Below are 19,459 nucleotides of genomic sequence, written 5' to 3' on the forward strand. Positions count from 1 at the left end.
GCCAGATTACCAGAGTTTGCATGTGTCGAAATCGAGGCTGGAGGGCCGCGTGGCGGTCGCCGGCGCGAAGAATTCGGCCCTGCGGTTGCTCGCCGCGTCAATCCTCACGGACGAGCCCGTGCGACTCACCAACTACCCCGCGGGTCTCCTCGACGCCCAGATCCACGTGGGCATGCTCGAGGCCCTCGGCAAGTCTGCGACGACCGTGGGCACCGACGAGATCCGCATCACGCAGGCGGCCCCGCTCGCGACGCAGCTGAATTGGCCCGGCCGCTCGATCCGCAACACCCTGCTCATCCTCGGCGCCCTGACCGCGCGCTACGGCCGGGCCGCCGTGCCGCTGCCCGGTGGGTGCCGGCTCGGCGAACGTCAGTACGACATCCACGTGAGCCTGCTCGAACAGCTCGGGGCGCGAGTCTGGGACGATGAGGCGTACCTCTACGCAGAGGCACCGAACGGCCTCGTGGGCACCGATGTGCACCTGCGTCTGCGCTCGACCGGCGCGACCGAGAACGCGGTGCTCGCGGCGACATTGGCCAAGGGAACGACGCAGGTGCGGAACCCGCACATCCGACCCGAGGTCCTCGACCTGGTCGCGATGCTGAACTCGATGGGCGCGAAGATCACGGTCCACGGACAGGAACGCATCGAGATCGAGGGCGTCGAAGCGCTCGGCGCGGCGGACTACTCGGTCATGCCCGACAACATGGAAGCGCTGACCTGGCTGGTCGCGACCGGCGCCACGGGCGGAGAGGTCGAGATCGCGGGCTTCCCCGTGCACGACCTCGAGGTGATCCTGGCCCACCTCCGGTCTGCCGGCGCGACGTACGAGCAGCGCGACGGATCGCTCTTCGTCCGGGGCGAGCACTGCTACCCGTTCGAGATCAGCACCGGACCGCACCCGGGCATCAATTCCGACGTCCAGCCGATCATGGGCGCATGGGCGGCGCGAGCGCGCGGCGAGTCGAAGATCATCGATCTGCGCTTCCCTGGTCGTTACGGATACGCGGACGAGATGGCGAAGATGGGCCTCTCATCGCGGGTCGACGGCGATTGGCTCCGCATCGAGGGCGCCGACGGCAAGCTGACCGGTGCCTCCGTGCGCGCGCTCGACCTGCGCGCGGGCGCGGCGCTGGCGATCTGCGGACTGATGGCTGACGGTGAGACGACCGTCACGGATGCGTGGCAGATCTCGCGCGGCTACGTGGACTTCGCCGAGAAGCTCCGCTCGCTCGGTGCAGATGCGGAGTGGTCGTGAAGTACTTCGTCACCGGCGTCGCCGGGTTCATCGGCTTCCACCTCGCACAGCGACTCCTCGCTGAGGGGCACACCGTGCGCGGCCTGGACGCGGTCACCGCCTACTACGACCCCCAGCTCAAGCAGGCGCGGCTCGATGTCCTCGAGCAGCACCCGAACTTCAGCTGGGTGCGCGGCCGGATCGAGGATCCGGATGCGATGGCTGCGGCGCTCAACGGGCATGAGTCGGAGATCTGGGTTCATCTCGCGGCACAGGCGGGCGTGCGGTACAGCCTGGAAAACCCCGAGAGCTACATCAGCGCGAACCTCGTCGGAACGCAGGCGATCCTCGAAGCAGCGCGGAACCGTGCGCCGAAGCACCTCATGATCGCCTCGACCTCGTCGGTCTACGGCGGCAACACGAAGGTGCCTTTCAACGAGAACGACCCGTCGCACTTCCCGGTCTCGCTCTACGCGGCCACGAAGAAGGCGGGTGAGGCGCTGAGCCACTCCTACGCGCACCTGTTCGACGTCCCGACGACCTGCTTCCGGTTCTTCACCGTGTACGGGCCGTGGGGGCGCCCCGACATGGCGCTCTACAAGTTCGTCGAGCGCATCGAGCGCGATGAGCCCATCGACGTCTACGGCGAGGGGCGCATGTCGCGCGACTTCACCTACGTCGACGACCTCATCGAGGGCATCGTCGCGCTCGCGTCCCGTCCACCCGAGCAGGGCAAGCCCGTCGGCCCCGAGGGTGTGGACTCGCTGTCGCCCGTGGCGCCGTGGCGGGTCGTGAACATCGCCGGCGGGAGCCCGATCGGCCTCATGGACTTCATCGACGCGGTCGAACAGGTCACCGGCAAAGTGGCGCGCAAGAACCTCATGCCGATGCAACCCGGTGACGTCGCCGCGACGATGGCAGATCCCACGCTGCTCCGGGAGCTCGTCGGCGCCGTCCCCGAGACGCCGATCGCGACCGGTGTCCAGGCGTTCGTCGATTGGTACGCGGAGTACCGTCGCACACGATGACGATGAAACGTGGACTCCAGGAGTTCGTGGGCGTGCTCATCGGCGCGCCTGGCCCGAGCGTTCGCCGGCGTCTGCGCCGGATGGCGAAGCTTCAGGGCCGCAGCCCGCTGGTCGCGAGGCTCGTCTCAGAGCGCATGGCGCGGCGTTTCGGCGTGTACATCAATCCGAAGGCGATCCTGGCGCCGACGGTGCGGATGCCGCACCCGGTGGGCATCGTCATCGGCGAGGGCGTCCGCATCGGGGAGCGGGTCAGCATCTACCAGAACGTCACGCTCGGCGGTGCGAGGGTCGGTGACTGGCAGGCGGGGAACTACCCGGAGGTGGGCGACGACGCGACCATCTTCGCCGGCGCCGTCATCGTGGGTGCGGTGAAGATCGGGCGTCACGCGGTGGTCGCGGCGAACGCGGTCGTGACGAAGGATGTGCCCGACCATGCGACCGTCGCGGGTGTCCCGGCGCGGGTCGTCCGCATCGCGGAACCCGGCGACACCGCGGCATCCGCGTAGACGTCACTTCCCCTTGACGGCGAGGCGGACGAATCGCGTCAGGGTGCGGACGTCCGCACGCACCCGTGACGAGACGAGGGTGATGACGCCGCACCAGGCGCCTGCCGCGAGCACACCCAGCACGACGACCCACACGGGAGCGAGCGGGACGAAGAGCGCGACCAGGAGCGCTGCGGCGCCGGCGGGCAGGCCGACCAGCACGATGATGCGGATCGCGTCGACCAGGAGCGGGCGGACCGCGAGTCCGGTGGCCCTCCGCACCCACGCGAGCGACAGCAGCCAGAAGATGCACCAGCCCAGCGCACCGCCGGCGGCCACCCCGACGGGCCCCCAGATGAGTCCCAGGAGGATGAGCGCGACGATGATCGGCTGACCCACGAGGCTGAGTCGCAGCATCGACTTGGTGCGGTCCTCGACGACGAAGATCCAGTTGGCCACCTGCTGGATCGAACGGAAGACCGAGCCGATCGCCAGGACGGAGAAGATCGGTCCCGCTGCGGCCCAGTTCTCGCCGAGGAGCATTGTGATCAGCGGGGTTCCCACCCCGGCCGCGACCAGCAGGACCGTCGACGTGACGTAGCAGGCGATGAGTTGCGCGTCGCGCAGGCCCGCCATGTAGCGGTCCCGATCGTCCTGGACGCGGGCGAGCACGGGCACGGCCACGCGGCTCATCGGCGAATTGAGCAGCACGAGCGGTGCGACGGCCAGCTGGTACGCCTGGTCGTACAGGCCGACGTCACGGGGGCCGTACGCCCGGCCGATCGCGATGCTGTCCACGTTGCGCGTCCCGTAGGACAACAACTGGACGCCCGCGAACCGGGCGCCGAAGCCGATGAGTGCTCTCATGCCGGGGGCGCGCCGCGGCACGCTCGGCCACCACCTGGCCAACGGCACCGTGAGCAGGAGCGCGACGACGGCTGTCGCGAGCTGCTGGACGACGAGCGCGGCCAGCCCTTGGCCGCCGATCGCGAGCCAGATCGCCAGCGCCAGGGCGACGACCGGTGCGGCGATGTCGATGATCGCGAGCCGTGCGAAGCGGAGGTCGAGGTTGATGGCGACCCGGAACTGGGTGGCGAGCCCGTTGAAGAAGTAGATCGGGGCGATCCACTGCACGACCGGCACCAACTCCTCGATGCCGTAGAACGCGGCCAGTGGCCACGAGAGCCCGAAGATGATCGCTCCCAGCGCAAGGCCGATCCCCGCGTTGATCCAGAACAGATTGGAACGCTGCTGCTGCGTGAGGTCGGTTCGACGAAGCGCCGCCCACGAGAGCCCGGAGTCGCGGAGGATCTCCGCGATACCGCTCACCGCGACCACCATCGCGACGAGCCCGAAGTCGGAGGGCGCGACCATCCGGGCCAGGATGATCGTCCCGCCCAGCAGCACGAGGGATCGACTCAGTTGTGTCACCAGGGTGACCGCACTGCCCCGCGCGGCGCGCGCACGCAGCGACGGGCCCTCAGGAGCTACGGGAGGTTCGCCGTCTGTCACGAGTTGCTCTGCCTTCTGTCGCGCTCAGGTCGGCGCTCGCGCATCCCACGGGAACGATGCGCGTCGGCGACCGCACACGACTCTACGCCGTGACGACTGGGAGCCCCGGGACCGGGGAGGGTGCCGCGAGCCGCTGCCGGTCGCGACGTGGCGTGACGCGCGTCCACGCTCAGGGCCCGTGGAACCTCGTCGGGTAGGATCGGTGCGCCGCGGCGGTGCACCTCCCGCCGCGTCGCCGTGTCTGCGGCATCCGTTCTCACGAAAGCACGAAACGCATGGATCTCCTCATCGTCGGCTCCGGCTTCTTCGGCCTCACGATCGCCGAACGTGCCGCTGCCGCCGGACGCAAGGTCACCGTCATCGATCGCCGACACCACATCGGTGGGAACGCCTACAGCGAAGACGAGCCCGAGACCGGCATCGAGGTGCACCGGTATGGCGCGCACCTGTTCCACACCTCCAACGCGACGGTGTGGGAGTACGTGAACCGCTTCACCGCGTTCACCGACTACGTGCACCGCGTCTACACGAACCACAAGGGCGTCGTGTTCCCGCTGCCGATCAACCTCGGCACCATCAACCAGTTCTTCCAGGCGGCGCACTCGCCGGCCGAGGCGATGGCGCTCGTCCAGGAGCTCGCGGGCGAGTTCGACGTGAAGACCGCGGCGAACCTCGAGGAGAAGGGCATCGCCCTCATCGGCCGCCCCCTCTACGAGGCGTTCATCCGCGACTACACGGCCAAGCAGTGGCAGACCGACCCGAAGGACCTTCCGGCCGAGGTGATCAGCCGCCTTCCCGTCCGTTACAACTACGACAACCGGTACTTCAACGACACCTGGGAAGGGCTCCCCGTCGACGGGTACACCGCGTGGCTCGAGCGGATGGCCGACCACCCGAACATCGACGTCCGACTGTCCACCGACTTCTTCGACGAGTCGCAGCCGTTCAACAAGCAGGCGACGGTGGGCCAACTGCCCATCGTCTACACCGGTCCCGTCGACCGCTACTTCGACTACGTCGAGGGTGAACTCAGCTGGCGCACGCTCGACTTCGAAGAAGAGGTCGTCCCGGTGGGTGACTACCAGGGCACGAGTGTCATGAACTACGCGGATGCCGACGTGCCGTATACCCGCGTGCACGAGTTCCGCCACTTCCACCCGGAGCGCGCGGATCGGTACCCAACCGACAAGACCGTCATCATGCGCGAGTTCTCGCGCTTCGCGACGCGCGAGGACGAGCCCTACTACCCGGTCAACACCCCGCAGGACCGCACCGGCCTTCTGGCGTACCGCGAGCTCGCCAAGGGCGAGGACGGCGTCCACTTCGGCGGTCGGCTCGGCACCTACCAGTACCTCGACATGCACATGGCGATCGGGTCGGCGCTGTCGATGTGGAGCAATCAGCTCGCGTGATGCGCCGCGCACGCCGAGGACGCGCCACGTGCGGGGCGCGGCGCTCGTTCACGCCTAGACTCGCTCCGTGACCACCGCCACTGTGGGCGCGCCGGGATCGGCGAAGCGCTACCTGCACTCGCTGTGGTTGCTGTCGGGCCGTGACCTCAAGGTGCGGTACTCGACGAGCGCCCTCGGATACCTGTGGTCGGTCCTCGATCCGCTCGTGATGAGCGCGATCTACTGGTTCGTCTTCACGCAGGTCTTCTCGCGGTCGGTGGGGGAGCAGCCGTACATCGTGTTCCTCATCGCGGCCCTCCTGCCGTGGGTGTGGTTCAACTCGTCGGTCTCGGACTTCACCCGTGCGTTCAACCGCGACGCGCGACTGGTGCGCTCGACGGCGATCCCGCGGTCGATCTGGGTCAACCGGATCGTGCTGAGCAAGGGCATCGAGTTCGTCTTCTCGCTGCCGGTCCTCGTCGCCTTCGCCGTCTTCGGCGGCGCCACCGTGGGGTGGAACCTCCTGTTCTTCCCGCTCGCCGTGCTGCTGCAGGCCGTGTTGCTGGTCGGGATCGGTCTCCTCATCGCGCCCCTGTGCGTCCTCTACACCGATCTCGAGCGGACCACGACGCTCATCCTCCGCGCGCTCTTCTACGCATCGCCCGTCATCTACGGGGTCCGCGATCTGCCCGGCGTGTTCTCGCAACTCGCGGCCTTCAACCCGCTTGCCGGTATCTTCTCGCTCTACCGGGTCGGATTCTTCCCCGACCAGTGGCACACCCCCTCCATCGTGATCGGAGCGGTCATGAGCGTCGGCTTCCTCGTCGTCGGCATCATCACGTTCCGCTCGCTCGAGCGCCCGATGCTGAAGGAGTTGTGATGGAGACCGCAATCGAGGTCACCGGTCTCGGCATCCGGTTCCGGAAGAACCGCCGCGGCCGACGCACGTTCAAGGACCTGTTCGCGCCGGCCGCCCGCCGCGTGCGGACGAACGAGTTCTGGCCGCTGCGGCACGTGGAGTTCATGGTCCGCCCGGGTGAGGCGATCGGCGTCGTCGGGCGGAACGGCCAGGGCAAGAGCACGCTCCTCAAACTCGTCGCCGGTGTCCTGATCCCCGACGAGGGGTCCGTCCGCGTCCACGGCGGGGTCGCCCCGCTGATCGAGATCACCGGCGGGTTCGTCGGCGACCTCACGGTGCGGGAGAACGTCCGATTGGCCGCTGGCCTCCACGGGATGCCGGGCGCCGAGATCGTTCGTCGATTCGACGACATCATCGACTTCGCCGAGCTGCAGAGCTTCGTCGACACCCCGTACAAGCACCTCTCCAGCGGCATGAAGGTGCGGCTGGCGTTCGCCGTGGTCTCGCAGCTGGAGGAGCCGACGCTCCTCGTGGACGAGGTCCTCGCCGTCGGCGACAAGGCGTTCCGGGAGAAGTGCTACCGGCGCATCGACGAGCTGCTCGAGGAAGGGCGCACGCTCTTCTTCGTGAGCCACAACGAGCGCGACCTGCGGCGGTTCTGCACGAGGGGGTTGTACCTCGAGGGCGGGCGTCTCGTGATGGACGGGCCGATCGCGGACGTGCTCGACCGCTACAACGCGGAACTCCGCTGATCGAGGACGGTGACCGTTCGCCGCACCGAGCGCCCGGTAGGGATCACGCCACCTGATCGAGCGGGGGCATGGGGCGCCACGACGTGTCGCGGGCGAGCGTGCGCGCATCACGCGTCCCTCGCAGGAGGTGGCTCGTGCCCCGGAAGGTGCGTTCGACGAACGCGAGCCTGATGAGCTCCTTCGCGAACGTCAACATCGTCCCCACCGCGAACCGGACCGGGCGGTACGCGCCGTGGGTGCGGAAGTAGTGCTTCATGTATCCGCGGTTTCGCATGATGTAGTACCGGTACATGTTGCTGGACGCATTGAGGTGCCGCACGCCCATGTCCCACTGCGCGATCTCGCGGGTGCGGCGCAGGACGAACTCGTCGACGATGACCGACGTGGTCTTCCGCGAAGCGAGCCAGCCGTAGATCGAGTCGTCCCAGTAGATGAAGAACCGCGGGTCCGGCAGACCGATCTCACCGACGACGTCGCGGTGGATGAACATGCCCTCGAAGCAGCCGCTGTTCATCTCGCGGTAGCCGGAGGCGTCGAACCCGGCGGGCGCGAACGGGATCGGGATGCCGAGCGGGATCGACAAGCGGTACTGCCAGTAGAACTCGCTGCCGTCGAAGTCGAACCGGCGTCCCTGGATGCTCTTGAACCGCGAGCTCCACGTCCCCATCTTCGCGAGGCCGTCGGGCAGCACCTCGACGTCGTCGTCCATGAGCCACATCCAGGTGGAACCGGCCTCGTATGCCAGGCGCATGCCCTCGCTGAACCCGCCCGAGCCGCCCGTGTTGGTGTCGAGGCGCTGATAGATCAGCTCGGCACCCAGGCGGTCGCGGTAGGACTCCACGACGGTGGCGGTGTCGTCGGTCGACGCGTTGTCGACGATCACGACGCGCCCGGGCTTCGGGTCCATCCGCGTGATGCTCTCGAGCAGTCGGAGGAGCAGGTGCGACCGGTTGTACGTCACGACGGCGATCGTGGCGGATGCCGGATCGAACGCACCGGCTGCGGACACCTCGGTCACTTCGACTCGTCGAAGATCCGACGCCACGACTCGACCGAGACAAGCTCGGGGAGGGCGGCGCGGTATTCGGCGGCCAGCGCGTTCCAGCGGCGACGGAGCTTGCCGTGGAGGAGGAACGTGCCGACGAGCTGGCTGCGGAAACGGGCGCGATCACGGGTGTAGACCTGCTTGCCGCTGCCGTCCGCGGAGCTGACGAGCACGCTGTCGAACCGCGGAATGCGCCACCAGTTGGCATCCCCCTTGCCGAACTCGACTTCGGGGGTTGTGACGTTGTCCTGGTGCGGCTGGTGCAGCCAGTGCGAAATGAGCGAGACGGCGGTGAACCACCGGAGGCGGAGCCCGGTCGGGCTGTCGAACTCGCGCCACTTCACCTGGCTGTACACCTGACGACCGCCGCGCGAGCGGAGCACCCGGCTGGCGTCCTTATGGACGACCGTTTCGGCGAACTCGGATGCCACGGCGCGGGCAGCCGGCATCGCGGTCGCGATGTTGCCGGCCATGTGCGCGGGGCCCGAGAGGACGTCCTTCAGGGCCCGGGCGCGGAGCTCGGTCGGGTAGTACTGCATCATCATCAGGTGCTTGATGTCGACGCGGCGACTGTGGCGCAGCAGCGTGCCGCCGAGGGGTGCGCGGGAGTGGAGGAGGCCGGCGACGATCCGGTTCCGGGCGTGGAAGTACGCCTGCCAGTCGATCGCGTCGTCCTTGCCGATCCACGACACGTGCCAGAGGGCGACGCCGGGGAGCGAGACGGTCGGGAAGCCCGCCTTGCCGGCGCGCAGGCAGTATTCGGCGTCGTCCCACTTGATGAACGCGGGGAGGGAGAGCCCGACCTGCCGGATGGTCTCGGTGGGGATGAGGCACATCCACCAGCCGTTGTAATCGGCGTCCATGCGCAGGTGCAGCATGGGGTTCTGCCGCAGGTTCTGGGTGCCGAAGTCGTGCGGCATCTTCTCCTGGAAGAGGTTCCGCCACATGAACGGGTGCTCGTCGATGACTTCGGCCCAGGCGTGCAGCTTCGGGCGGTCGAGCAGGTCGAACATGTGCCCGCCGACGAGGGTCGGCACGGTGGTGTACCGTCCGAACACGATCGAGCGACGCAGCGCCTCGGGATCGATGCGCACGTCGTCGTCGAGCAGCTGGACGAAGTCGCTGTCCGGTCGCTCGAGGGTCTCGAGCATGGCGCGGGCGAAGCCGCCCGATCCGCCGAGGTTCGGCTGCGTGATGACCTGCAGCGTCTCGCCGAGCTGCTCGGAGATCGCGGGGTACTCCTCGCGGTCGGCCACGCGCTCGGTGCCCTGGTCGACGACGAAGATCCGGTCGATGTACTCGAGGACGTCGGATGCGTCGAGCAGGCTCTGCAGCGTCGTGACGCAGTAGTCGGGCTTGTTGTAGGTCGTGATACCGATGGAGGCCTTGCCGGCTCGGACCGGCGCCTGCTCGGTCGTCCATCGCCCACCCTGGAAAACGGCGTCCGCTGCGTCGGCGACGATGTCGAACCAGATCCACCCGCCGTCTGTGTACTGCGTGAGCTCGAGGTCGATGTCGGTGGTCGAGGTACCTGAGACCTCGTGGGTGACGATGCGCTGGTGGACGCCGGCGCCGTTCGAGCGGTAGACGAGGATCGTCGCCTTGCCCTGCATCTCGATCGTCAGGCGAACGTCGCGGACCGAGGTCCAGTGCTGCCAGTACGAGGCGGGGAAGGCGTTGAAGTAGCTGCCGAACGAGACGCGGCGGCCGGCCGGAATGCGGGAGCTGTTGCGGCCCAGGATGTTGCCGAGGTGTGCGCGACTGCTGACCCGCACACCTTCACCCTCGATCGTCGACCACGTCTCGGGGTCGGCGTACAGGGGGAGGATGTCGGGGTCGCGGTCGAGGGGGAAAACGACGTTCGCGAGGACGTGGGTCAAGGGGTCTCTCCGTGATCGGTCCATGGCGCCGGGTCGCCGGGGCCGCCCGACAGCCTACCCGTCGAGGCTGTGGTCTCCCGGTGAGCGCGGCAGGTCTGGGGCGCCAGTACGGGATCCCAACCGCTCGCGCCACGACCTGGACTGCCCGGCGCGGACCGCGCAGACGACGAGCAACAGCCAGCCGATACCGAAGAGCGTGAAGCTCTCGAACACCGACACCACCGCGAGCGCCGCGACGAGGAGCGGGATCCAGGCGTGCACGGCGGCGCGGCGCCTGCTCGCGTCGAGCCACGACCGGGCGAACGTCAGCGCGAAGAAGGCGACGAAGACGGCGACACCCGCCCAGCCGAGCTGGAGGAGGGCGTCCATGTACGCGTTGAGCGCGGTGGTGTGACGCTCCTCGAGCAGATAGTTGATGATCGCGAAGGGCGACTCCTGCGGATCCCAGGGCCCGAACCACCCCCATCCCTGCACCGGGTAGCGCCGGACGTAGAACTCCATGAGTCGCCACAGCTCGGTGCGCATGGCGAGGTCATCCGCCGCACCGAGCACGCGGATGATCTCGGATCGCTGCAGGTACGCGGCGACGCCCCCGATCGCGGCGACGCCGGCCAGCGCCCATTGCACCGGGGTGCGGCGCCCCTCCGGCAGGCGGCGGACGAGGTAGAGCACCCCCGCGATCGACGCGACGACGATCACCAGGACGAAGACGGTCGGCGATGCCGACAGGAGCGCGGTGGCCGCCGCGAGCGCGATCGACGCCGCGGCGACACCGGTTCGCACCGACCGGGTCCGCAGCTCGATCGCGAAGGTGACGAGTGCGATGACGCTGAAGAAGCCGAGCATGTTGCGGGTGCCGAACACACCCTGGATCGGTCCCCATTCGGCCAGGTCGCCGCTGATGCCGAGGAACGTGAACGGGGTGTCGAGCAGGATGCCGGAGAGGATCTCGAGGCCGAGTGAGATCGCGAGGAGCCAGCGGGCGACATCCCCGACCGCGCGGACCGTCTGCAACGTGTCGCGGATGTGACCGATCGTGACCGCGAGCAGGGCGACCGCCGCGGTGGAGAGCCAACGGATGAAGCTGGCGCCGGGGTCGACACTCCACACGACGCTCGCGAGCGACCAGGCGAGGAAGACGAGCAGGGTCATCGGGAGCAGGCGGAGCGCGGACAGCTCGCCCCGCCTGACGACGAGGGTCGCGACCGCGATCAGGCATTCTGCGGCGATGATCGTGACCAGGGTCGGCGTCCCGGCGAGGCGCTCGATGAGGTGGGTCGCGGCGATGGTGGCGATCACCGTGACGGTGAACACGCGCGCGAAGTCCGCGGACCCCAGCGTGTCGGCGAGCCAGCGGCGAGGCAGCGGCATCCCGATCGTCATCGTTCCGCCGACAGGTCGCCTTGTTCGCCGCGCAAGCGCTGCTCCGACGGTCCCCGTCCGACGAGCGGTGCCTGCTTGATCTTGAACGCGAACATGATGAGGAACAGCCAGCCCCAGCTCAACAGCGGGGTCGACTCGGCGATGCCCTGCACCAGCAGGATCGCGCCGGTGAGGGTGGGGAGGAGCGTCACGGGGGAGTACGGCCGGTCGGCCACGAGGTCCCACCGCGGCCGGTCGATGGCGAAGAACCACGACCGCCACACGAACGCGAGATAGGCGCCGATGAGGAGCACGAGCCCGATCACCCCGAGCTGGAGGGTGGCGTCGAGCCACATGTTGTGCGCCTGCATGACGGTCACGCCGTGATCCAGAATCCAGCCGTCGAACGCCGGCTCGGTGGGGATCCACGGCGTCGCGAAGCCCCATCCGATCACCGGGTGCTCGGCGATGCGCTCGGCGACCGACCGCCAGATCGCCTCGCGTCCGGTGAGGTCGCTCGATCGGCCGAGGAGCCCGAAGACCACGTCGCGCGCCAGCCACGCGATCGTCAGCCCGCCGAGAGCGACGAGCGCGTAGACGACGTAGTACCGCGTGCGTTCACCGGCGCGACGCGTCGTGCGCATGAGCAGCACCGTGATGAGGACGACGACGACGAGCGCGGCTGCGAGCGCGGCGGTCGCCGAACCGGCCCGGAAGAAGAGGAAGGCGGCGAGGGCGATCCAGAGAAGCAGTCCCGGGCGCCGCGGCGCGCGGGAGGCGATGCGGATCGCGAACACGATGATCGCGAGGAGTGCGACGTACGCGAGGGCGTTGGAGTTGCCGAAGATGCCCTGGATGCGGTTGCCGTCGAAGAGGTTGTTCCGCGACCACATCTCGATCGGATCCACGCCCTCGCTCGGCCGGCCGAACTGCGGCATGATCGGGCCGCCCCAGACGAGCGAGACCCACAGTTCGAAGAGGACCGACAGCGACAGGATCCACTTGCAGGCCGAGGCGATCGCCCGGACGAGCTCGCGCCAGGTGAGGACCGCACCGACGAAGATCGCGTGGAAGGTTGTGATGACCAGCAGGGTGAGCGTCGGGATCGATGCGCCGATCCACTGCGTCCACAGCAACGAGGCGAGGGCCCACACGACGTAGCCGAGTCCGTACCAGGGGAGCCGCGGCCACTGGATGCGCGGACGGACGGCGAACAGGATCAAGAGGGACACCAGCGCGACGGCGATCCCGATGACGGATGCCGCCACCTCACCGAACGCCACGAGCGGGGCCGTGCCGCTCAACGCGAGCGAGAGCACGAAGATGCACCACCCGCGCAGGAGCAGGTGGCTCGTCTTCTCGCGCACCGGTGCAGCCGGAGGCGCTGCGACGGGGTGTTTGGTGTGCACGGCCATGGTGAGAGCAGGCTATCGCGCGGACCTAGGCTGGACCCGTGCTGGAGTCGCTTTCGAACGTGCCGCGGGATTACGCCTGGGGATCGCCGACGCTGATCCCGAACCTGCAGGGCCGTGCGCCCGACGGGACACCCGAAGCTGAGGTGTGGTTCGGGGATCATCCGGGGAGCCCCGCCCGCATCGCCGACGGTCGCACCCTCGTCGAGGTGCGCGCGGCGGCCGGACAGGAGCCACTGCCGTATCTGTTGAAGATCCTCGCGGCATCCATGTCGCTGTCGATCCAGGCCCATCCGTCGGTGGCGGAGGCGATCGAGGGTTTCGCGCGCGAAGACGCGGCCGGGATCGCGGTGGATGCCGCGGAGCGTACCTACCGCGACCGCAATCACAAGCCCGAGATCATCGTCGCGCTCAGCGAGCGGTTCCGCGCGCTCGTCGGGCTGCGTCCGGTCGAGGGCACCGACGCGCTGCTGGCGGTCCTGCCCCAGTTGCCCGGGGTGCGCGGACTGCGGGCCGCGCTGCAGGGTGCGGACGAGGCGGGCGTGCTCCGCGCCGTCATCGACGACGCCCTGTCGGGACGCGTGCCGGAGATCGTCGCCGACCTGGCCGCAGCGCTGGGTGACCCCGCAGCCGGTGCGAGTGCCGAGGTCGAGGTGCTCCGCGCCATTGCGAAGGACTTCCCCGGCGACCCCGGGCTCGTCGTCGCCGCGCTGATGAACCTCGTGGTCCTCAGCGCCGGTCAAGCCGTGTTTGCGCCGGCCGGTGTGCTCCACGCCTATCAGGACGGACTCGGCGTCGAACTGATGGCGGCCAGCGACAACGTGCTGCGCGGGGGGCTGACCCCCAAGCACGTCGACGTCGGCGAACTCCTGCGGATCGTGGACACGCGTCCAGGACCCGCACCGGTGCTCGCGCCGACGACGGACGGCCCCGCCGAGGTGTTCGACGCCGGCGTGCCGGACTTCCTGCTCGCGCGGATCGAGGTCGACGGTGCGGTCGCCCTGCCGCTCGACGGACCGGCGATCGTCCTGGCCGTCGCCGGCGAGGTCGGCGTCGCCGCGGGCGTGGGGCGCGTGGAGCTCCGCCAGGGTGCCGCGGCGTACGCCGACGGTGAGCCGTCGCTCGCCTTCGACGGGCACGGCACCGTGTACGTTGCGCAACCGGGCCGCGCCTGAATCGCCACACGCCGGGCGCGACACGCCGAGGCGCGCGTGAAGATTCAATCTCGGGTTGAGGGTTTACGATCTGCGACTTGACCGGAGCGAATCACACGGGTGTAATTAAGGCCACGAGCCGCACTGCGGCAGGGTCTTTACAGGTGGGAGAGCAAGATGACGGGTTACCGTTCCGGCGTTCCCGAGAATTGGTTCGTCGACCCGGTCAACCTCGGGGTCCCCGGCGTCCGTCGACCCGCAGAGGTCGACGAGGATTCCGCCCTCGCGTGGCAGGCCGATGCGCTGTGCGCGCAGACCGACCCGGAGGCGTTCTTCCCCGAGAAGGGCGGCTCGACCCGTGACGCCAAACGCATCTGCACCTCGTGCGATGTGCGCGGCGAGTGCCTCGAGTACGCCCTGCAGAACGACGAGCGATTCGGCATCTGGGGCGGGCTCAGCGAGCGGGAACGCCGCAAGCTCAAGCGCCGCGCATCCTGACCGTTTCGCGCCACCCCGACGCGCGTCCCGGCGCCGACCGGCTGCCCGCCTAGGCTGACCTGGTCATGCCCGCCCGAGTTCACGCGCTGCTGGTCGTGCGCCCGTCCGGGCGCGGCCCGACCGACCTCCACCTGAGTCGCACCCTGCGTGCGCTCGCCGCGCAGACCCGTCGAGCCGATGTCCTCACCGTGGTCCTCTGCGGACCCGACGACCGTCTGCGCGCGCTCGCGTCCGAGTCGGGCGCGGAAGGTGTGATCGTCGCGCCGCGCGGTACGAGCTTCGCCGAGGCGCTCCGGCTTGCCAGCCATCGACTCGCGGGCGATGCGGTCTGGCTCCTCGCGCAGGACACCGCACCGGCGCCCGACGCGCTCGCCCGCCTCGCGGGTGCGCTCGAGACCGCCCCGTCGGTCGCGCTCGCCGCGCCGAAGCTCGTCGCCTGGGACGACCCCGCGCAGATCGTGTCGCTCGGCGTCACCCTCACCCCGGGCGGCCGCACCGTCGGTCTCGCGGACGGCGAACTCGACCAGGGGCAGCACGACGCTGGAGAGGATGTCCTCGGCACCGACATCCGCGGCGTCCTGGTGCGCGCGCAGGTGTGGACCGCGCTCGCCGGTCTCGACCCCGGGCTGTCCGGCGCGGACGAAGGCCTCGACCTCGGCATCCGCGCCCGCCTCGCCGGCGGGCGTGTCGCGCTCGCCCCCGCCGCACTCGTCGCCGTCGCCGGCGACGGTGTCGCCGGCGACTCCTCCGGGCTGACCGCGGCCTCGCGCGGCCGCCGCGCCTATGCGCGGCGAACCGCGCAGCTGCATCGGCGTCTCGTCTACGCGCCGCTCGCGGCCGTTCCGCTGCACTGGTTGTCGCTGCTGCCGCTGGCGCTCTGGCGCTCCCTCGGACATCTCGTCGCGAAGCAACCCGGCCGGATCGGACCGGAGTGGGCGGCGGCGATCTCGGCGATGCTCCGGGTGCCCTCCGTCGCGCGGGCGCGCGGGCGCATCGCCCGCATCCGACAGGTGTCGTGGGCGCAGCTCGCCCCGCTGCGGATCGGCCGCCGTGACCTGGCGCAACGCTTGGACGACGGACCGGCATCCGGTACCCGTGGAGAACTGCGGTTCTTCAGCGGCGGCGGTGCGTGGGTGGTGCTGGGTGCGCTGGCGACCTCGGTGCTCGTGTTCGCGTCGCTGCTCGCGTGGCCTGTGCTCGGCGGCGGCGCTCTCGCCCCGTTGCGCACCGGGCTCGTCGCGCTGTGGACGGATGCCGCGTACGGTCCTCGCGCGCTCGGCTGGGACACCGCGGGGCCGGCCGATCCGTTCGCCGCGGTGGTCGCGGTGATCGGCTCGCTCTCACCGTTCGACCCGTCGCGGGCGCTCGTCGTCCTGTGGGTGGCGGCGCTCCCGCTCGCCGCGCTGGGCGGCTGGTTCGCCGCGACCCGTGTCACCGACCGGTCGATCCTCCGCGCCACCGTCGCCTTCGCGTGGGCGGTCGCGCCGACGTTCCTCACGGCGCTCGTCGACGGGCGTCCGGCCGCCGTGATCGCGCATCTCGCACTGCCGTGGCTGCTGTATACGGCCGCCGCCGCCCGACGCTCGTGGAGCAGCGCCGGGGTGGCATCCGTCCTCCTCGCCGTCGTGGTCGCGTGCTCGCCGTCGCTCGCGGGTGCCGTCGTCGTGCTGTGGGTGGTCGCGCTCGTGCTCGTCGCCGTGCTCAGGCGCGGCAAGGGCATCGGCCGGCTCGCGTGGCTCATCGTGCCGACGGCGGCGATGTTCGCCCCGCTCGTGTGGCGGCAGGTGTCCCTCGGCAACGCGATCGGGCTCCTCGCAGACCCCGGTCGGCCGATCTGGGCGGCGTCGTTCGGCGCGTCCGTCGGCGACCGACTGCTGTTGCTGTTCGGGTACCCGACGGCGGACGCCGCGGGGTGGACCGGATTCTTGGGCGACGCGCCGATCGGGTGGATCGCCCTCGTCGCGACTGCGCCGGTCCTGCTGTTCGCGGTGCTGTCACCCGTTGTCGGCCGGCTCGTCCCGTCGGTGCTCGGGCTCGTCGTCGCAGCGCTGGGCGTCGTGACGGCATTCGCCGTCACCGGTGTCTCGGTCGCCGTGGGGGCGTCGGGAGCCGTCCCGATCTGGCCGGGTACCGCGCTCAGTCTCGCGTGGGCGGGTCTGCTGTTGGCCGCGGCGACCGGGCTCGACGGGGCCCACCGGGGGACCGCGGTGGTGCGTTCGCCGCTCGCGCCGGCGGCGGCCACGCTCGTGATCGTCTTCCTCGCGGTCGGCGCGGTACCGGCGCTCACTGCGCCCGCCCGCGGAACCGCTGCCCTCACCGACGGGCCGGCGAGCACGCTGCCCGCCTACGTCGAGACCGCCGGCAGCGAGGGTGAGCTCGAGGGTGAGCAGACGGCGACGCTCGTGTTGACCGCCGATGCACGTTCCGGCTTCACGGCCGCGGTCGTGTGGGGTGCGAGTGAGACCCTCGGCGGGCAGACGACGCTGCGCGCCGCCCAGGCCGAACTGTCCGCAGGCGATGCCGAGGTCGCCCGTGTGACCGCGGATCTCGTGACTTCGTCAACGGGAGACGTCGTCGAGACGCTCGCCGACCACGGTGTCGCCTTCGTTCTGCTCGAGGAACCCCGGGACGAGTCCGACGTCGCGCGCGCGACGCGGCTGAGCGCACAGAACGTCCTGAATCAGCGGAGCGACCTCGTCAGCGTCGGCGAGACCGCCCGCGGCACGCTGTGGAGCGTGGGCGGCGATGTCGCCGCACGCACCGTGGATGCCGACGGTGGGCCCACCGGCGGTCGGATCGCGCTGCTGCAGCTCGGGGTGATCGCGGTGGCGCTGCTGCTCGCCGTCCCGACCCGTTCGAGCCTGCGCGACGCGCGGCGCCATCCTCGGGTCATCGGCGCGAGGAGGACGACATGAGCGGTATCCGCAGCGGCGCCCGCATCGCGCTCGGCGCGGCACTCAGCGCGGGCATCGTCGCGGCGGTGGCACTCGCCGTCCCGGCGACGTGGCCGACCGTCACGCGCGAGGTGCAGACCGTGACCGCCGCGCCGGAGCCTTCGACGTCGCGGCTCGCCTGCGGCGGGTCGACCCTCGCACTCGGCCGCGACATCGAGGATGTCTCGGCGCTGCAGGCCGCGGGCGCGCAGCGCGTCACGGTGGGCTCGACTCCCGGCACGGAGGCTACGTCCGGCGAGATCGCCCCGGCGGACGTGCCCGACGGGCGCCCGGCCGCCGCCTTCACGGCGGAGCCGCAGGACGGCGCGCGCACCGACCTGGCAGCCGCCGGCTCGACGTCGGTCGACGCCGACGACCTCGCCGGCTTCGCTGCATCGGCCTGTACGCCACCGGCGATGGAGTCGTGGCTGATAGCCGGCAGCGGCCTTACCGGCGCGGCTGACCTCGTCGTGATCGCGAACCCCGGCGACGTCGCCTCGCGGGTCGCGCTGACCGTGTACGGAGCGACGGGGGAGACGACGCCGGACGCCGGCGCCGACATCCTCGTCCCCGCGGGGTCGCAGCGCGTCGTCCCGCTGGCCGCACTCGCGCTCGGCGAGCAGAGCCCCGTGGTTCTCGTCTCGGCGACGCAGGCCCCGGTGCAGGCGACCTTGCAGTCTTCCATTACCCGCACGCTCGTCCCGGGCGGCATCGACCAGGCCGGTGCCACCGCCGCGCCCGACACGACCCAGACGATCCCCGCCGTCGTCGGGACCTCGGATGCCGGGGTCGGGGCCTCCGTCCGTCTGCTCGCGCCGTCGGACGACACGACCGCGCGCCTCACGGTGACCCCGGTCGGCGAGACGGAGCCGGTGTTCGAGGTCGACGGGCTGGCGCTCGTCGCCGGTGTCCCGCTCGAGGTGGACGTCGACGAGCTCCCCGCGGGACGCTACCGCGTGGACCTCGAGGCGGCCGCCCCCGTCGTCTCCTCACTGTGGTCCGCGACCGGAATCGGCGCGGGGTCCGACTTCGCGTGGTTCGCAGCGGCCGACGCGATCTCGGTGCCGACCCTGTTCGCCGTCGCCGCGGGGCCAGCGCCGCGGCTCACGCTGACCGCAGAGGGCGACGCCGACGTCGAGGTCGAGCTCACTGCGGCGGCCGGCGGGGGTGTGGCATCCACCGTCCTCGTCCCGGCAGGCGGATCGGTGACCGTCCCGGTCGACGCGAGGTCGGTGTACCTCCTCGACGCGCGAGACGAGACGATCCGCGCGAACATCACCTACGCCGGCGACGGTGCCATCGCGTCGTACGCCGTCGCGCCGGCCGACGCTGCCGCAGCGCCCGTCGTCGTCCGCCCGCGCTGACACGCACGGTCCGCGCCCAGCGGGCGTCTCAGAAGCGGAAGCGGTCCGGCCCGAGGTCCCACGGGTCGCGGTCGAGGTACTCCGCCGCCGCGCGGAACACGAAGCTCTCGATCATCATCCGCCGGTGCAGATCGTCGGCGCGGTGCAGGCGGGCCAGCCGCTCGATGGGCAGCCGGTAGAGGATGATGCGCTGCTGGTCGGCGAGCACCGACCAGCGCGGGATCCCGTCGGCGTCCGAGGCGGGTGGCATCCACCCCACGTCGAACCGGACGTCGCGCAGTTCCGGCCACGCGCTGCGCAGGAACTCCACGGCGGTGCCGACGGTGAGGTCGAACTTCTCGGCGCGCGTCTCGATCGCCGGGAGGGGTGGCCGCACGACGGAGCTGCGGTCCAGTCGCCCGTGCCGGCCGTGGCGGTCGGGGCGTGCGACGCGGTGCACGCGCCGCCTCATGCCGAGCCCACCGTTCCCATGCGGCAATCCTAGGCGGGCGGATGCCGCGTCGGTCGGTGCCGCCTCCGGCGCGGCATCCGCTCGTCGACGGCCGGC

General features: G+C 70.3%; 16 protein-coding genes. 10 read left to right on the forward strand and 6 right to left on the reverse strand.

What is annotated here, in order from left to right:
* Nucleotides 1-22 precede the first annotated feature (22 nt).
* Genes QNI14_RS00570 through QNI14_RS00580 form a run of 3 tightly spaced genes read left to right on the forward strand, consistent with a single transcriptional unit; the run spans nt 23 to nt 2,771 of the window.
* Nucleotides 23-1,258 carry a UDP-N-acetylglucosamine 1-carboxyvinyltransferase gene (locus tag QNI14_RS00570; protein WP_283714243.1) on the forward strand — a complete coding sequence of 412 codons (1,236 nt, stop codon included), beginning with the start codon at nt 23-25 and terminating at the stop codon, nt 1,256-1,258.
* Nucleotides 1,255-2,265 carry an NAD-dependent epimerase/dehydratase family protein gene (locus QNI14_RS00575; RefSeq protein WP_283714244.1) on the forward strand — a complete coding sequence of 337 codons (1,011 nt, stop codon included), beginning with the start codon at nt 1,255-1,257 and terminating at the stop codon, nt 2,263-2,265. Before QNI14_RS00570 ends, QNI14_RS00575 begins: the two co-directional genes overlap by 4 nt.
* The gene (locus tag QNI14_RS00580) at nt 2,262-2,771 is read left to right on the forward strand and encodes a serine O-acetyltransferase (protein ID WP_283714245.1); all 510 of its coding nucleotides are present in this window, start codon (nt 2,262-2,264) and stop codon (nt 2,769-2,771) included. The genes QNI14_RS00575 and QNI14_RS00580 overlap by 4 nt, the downstream gene beginning before the upstream one ends.
* Nucleotides 2,772-2,774: 3 nt before the next feature.
* Here QNI14_RS00580 and QNI14_RS00585 read toward each other — a convergent pair whose 3' ends face one another.
* Nucleotides 2,775-4,262 (reverse strand): lipopolysaccharide biosynthesis protein, encoded by a 1,488-nt coding sequence (locus QNI14_RS00585; RefSeq protein ID WP_283714246.1) that lies wholly within the window; start codon nt 4,260-4,262, stop codon nt 2,775-2,777.
* A 275-nt stretch (nt 4,263-4,537) separates the two neighbouring features.
* Between QNI14_RS00585 and glf the strand changes: the two genes are divergently transcribed.
* From glf to QNI14_RS00600, 3 genes are all read left to right on the forward strand, one after another.
* The gene (glf, locus tag QNI14_RS00590; RefSeq protein WP_283714247.1) at nt 4,538-5,674 is read left to right on the forward strand and encodes a UDP-galactopyranose mutase; all 1,137 of its coding nucleotides are present in this window, start codon (nt 4,538-4,540) and stop codon (nt 5,672-5,674) included.
* Between the two features lie 67 nt (nt 5,675-5,741).
* Nucleotides 5,742-6,533 carry an ABC transporter permease gene (locus tag QNI14_RS00595; RefSeq protein WP_283714248.1) on the forward strand — a complete coding sequence of 264 codons (792 nt, stop codon included), beginning with the start codon at nt 5,742-5,744 and terminating at the stop codon, nt 6,531-6,533.
* Nucleotides 6,533-7,264 carry an ABC transporter ATP-binding protein gene (locus QNI14_RS00600; protein ID WP_283714249.1) on the forward strand — a complete coding sequence of 244 codons (732 nt, stop codon included), beginning with the start codon at nt 6,533-6,535 and terminating at the stop codon, nt 7,262-7,264. Before QNI14_RS00595 ends, QNI14_RS00600 begins: the two co-directional genes overlap by 1 nt.
* A gap of 43 nt (nt 7,265-7,307) precedes the next feature.
* Here the strand turns inward: QNI14_RS00600 and QNI14_RS00605 are convergent, their stop codons facing one another.
* Genes QNI14_RS00605 through QNI14_RS00620 form a run of 4 tightly spaced genes read right to left on the reverse strand, consistent with a single transcriptional unit; the run spans nt 7,308 to nt 12,966 of the window.
* Nucleotides 7,308-8,282, reverse strand: coding sequence for a glycosyltransferase (locus QNI14_RS00605; protein ID WP_283714250.1), 975 nt, complete (start codon nt 8,280-8,282; stop codon nt 7,308-7,310).
* Nucleotides 8,279-10,189 carry a glycosyltransferase gene (locus tag QNI14_RS00610; protein ID WP_283714251.1) on the reverse strand — a complete coding sequence of 637 codons (1,911 nt, stop codon included), beginning with the start codon at nt 10,187-10,189 and terminating at the stop codon, nt 8,279-8,281. Before QNI14_RS00610 ends, QNI14_RS00605 begins: the two co-directional genes overlap by 4 nt.
* 54 nt (nt 10,190-10,243) lie before the next feature.
* A complete protein-coding gene (locus QNI14_RS00615) occupies nt 10,244-11,560 on the reverse strand; it encodes an O-antigen ligase family protein (RefSeq protein ID WP_283714252.1) in 1,317 nt (438 codons plus the stop codon).
* Nucleotides 11,561-11,568: 8 nt separating this feature from the next.
* The gene (locus QNI14_RS00620; RefSeq protein WP_283714253.1) at nt 11,569-12,966 is read right to left on the reverse strand and encodes an O-antigen ligase family protein; all 1,398 of its coding nucleotides are present in this window, start codon (nt 12,964-12,966) and stop codon (nt 11,569-11,571) included.
* 38 nt (nt 12,967-13,004) lie between these two features.
* Between QNI14_RS00620 and manA the strand changes: the two genes are divergently transcribed.
* The 4 genes from manA to QNI14_RS00640 all read left to right on the forward strand — a co-directional run bounded on the left by manA (nt 13,005) and on the right by QNI14_RS00640 (nt 18,912).
* Nucleotides 13,005-14,138, forward strand: coding sequence for a mannose-6-phosphate isomerase, class I (gene manA, locus QNI14_RS00625; protein ID WP_283714254.1), 1,134 nt, complete (start codon nt 13,005-13,007; stop codon nt 14,136-14,138).
* A 156-nt stretch (nt 14,139-14,294) separates the two neighbouring features.
* The gene (locus QNI14_RS00630; RefSeq protein ID WP_283714255.1) at nt 14,295-14,615 is read left to right on the forward strand and encodes a WhiB family transcriptional regulator; all 321 of its coding nucleotides are present in this window, start codon (nt 14,295-14,297) and stop codon (nt 14,613-14,615) included.
* A 65-nt stretch (nt 14,616-14,680) separates the two neighbouring features.
* Entirely contained in the window at nt 14,681-17,530 is a 2,850-nt protein-coding gene (locus QNI14_RS00635) for a glycosyltransferase (RefSeq protein ID WP_283714256.1), read from the forward strand.
* Entirely contained in the window at nt 17,527-18,912 is a 1,386-nt protein-coding gene (locus QNI14_RS00640) for a DUF5719 family protein (protein ID WP_283714257.1), read from the forward strand. Before QNI14_RS00635 ends, QNI14_RS00640 begins: the two co-directional genes overlap by 4 nt.
* Before the next feature lie 28 nt (nt 18,913-18,940).
* On the opposite strand, the gene QNI14_RS00645 is transcribed toward QNI14_RS00640, so the two are convergent.
* Nucleotides 18,941-19,363: a metallopeptidase family protein gene (locus QNI14_RS00645; RefSeq protein WP_430539222.1), complete on the reverse strand. Its 423-nt coding sequence runs from the start codon at nt 19,361-19,363 to the stop codon at nt 18,941-18,943.
* Nucleotides 19,364-19,459: the final 96 nt, after the last annotated feature.

Origin of the sequence: Microbacterium dauci, assembly GCF_030065535.1 — a bacterium.
Lineage (GTDB): Bacteria > Actinomycetota > Actinomycetes > Actinomycetales > Microbacteriaceae > Microbacterium > Microbacterium dauci.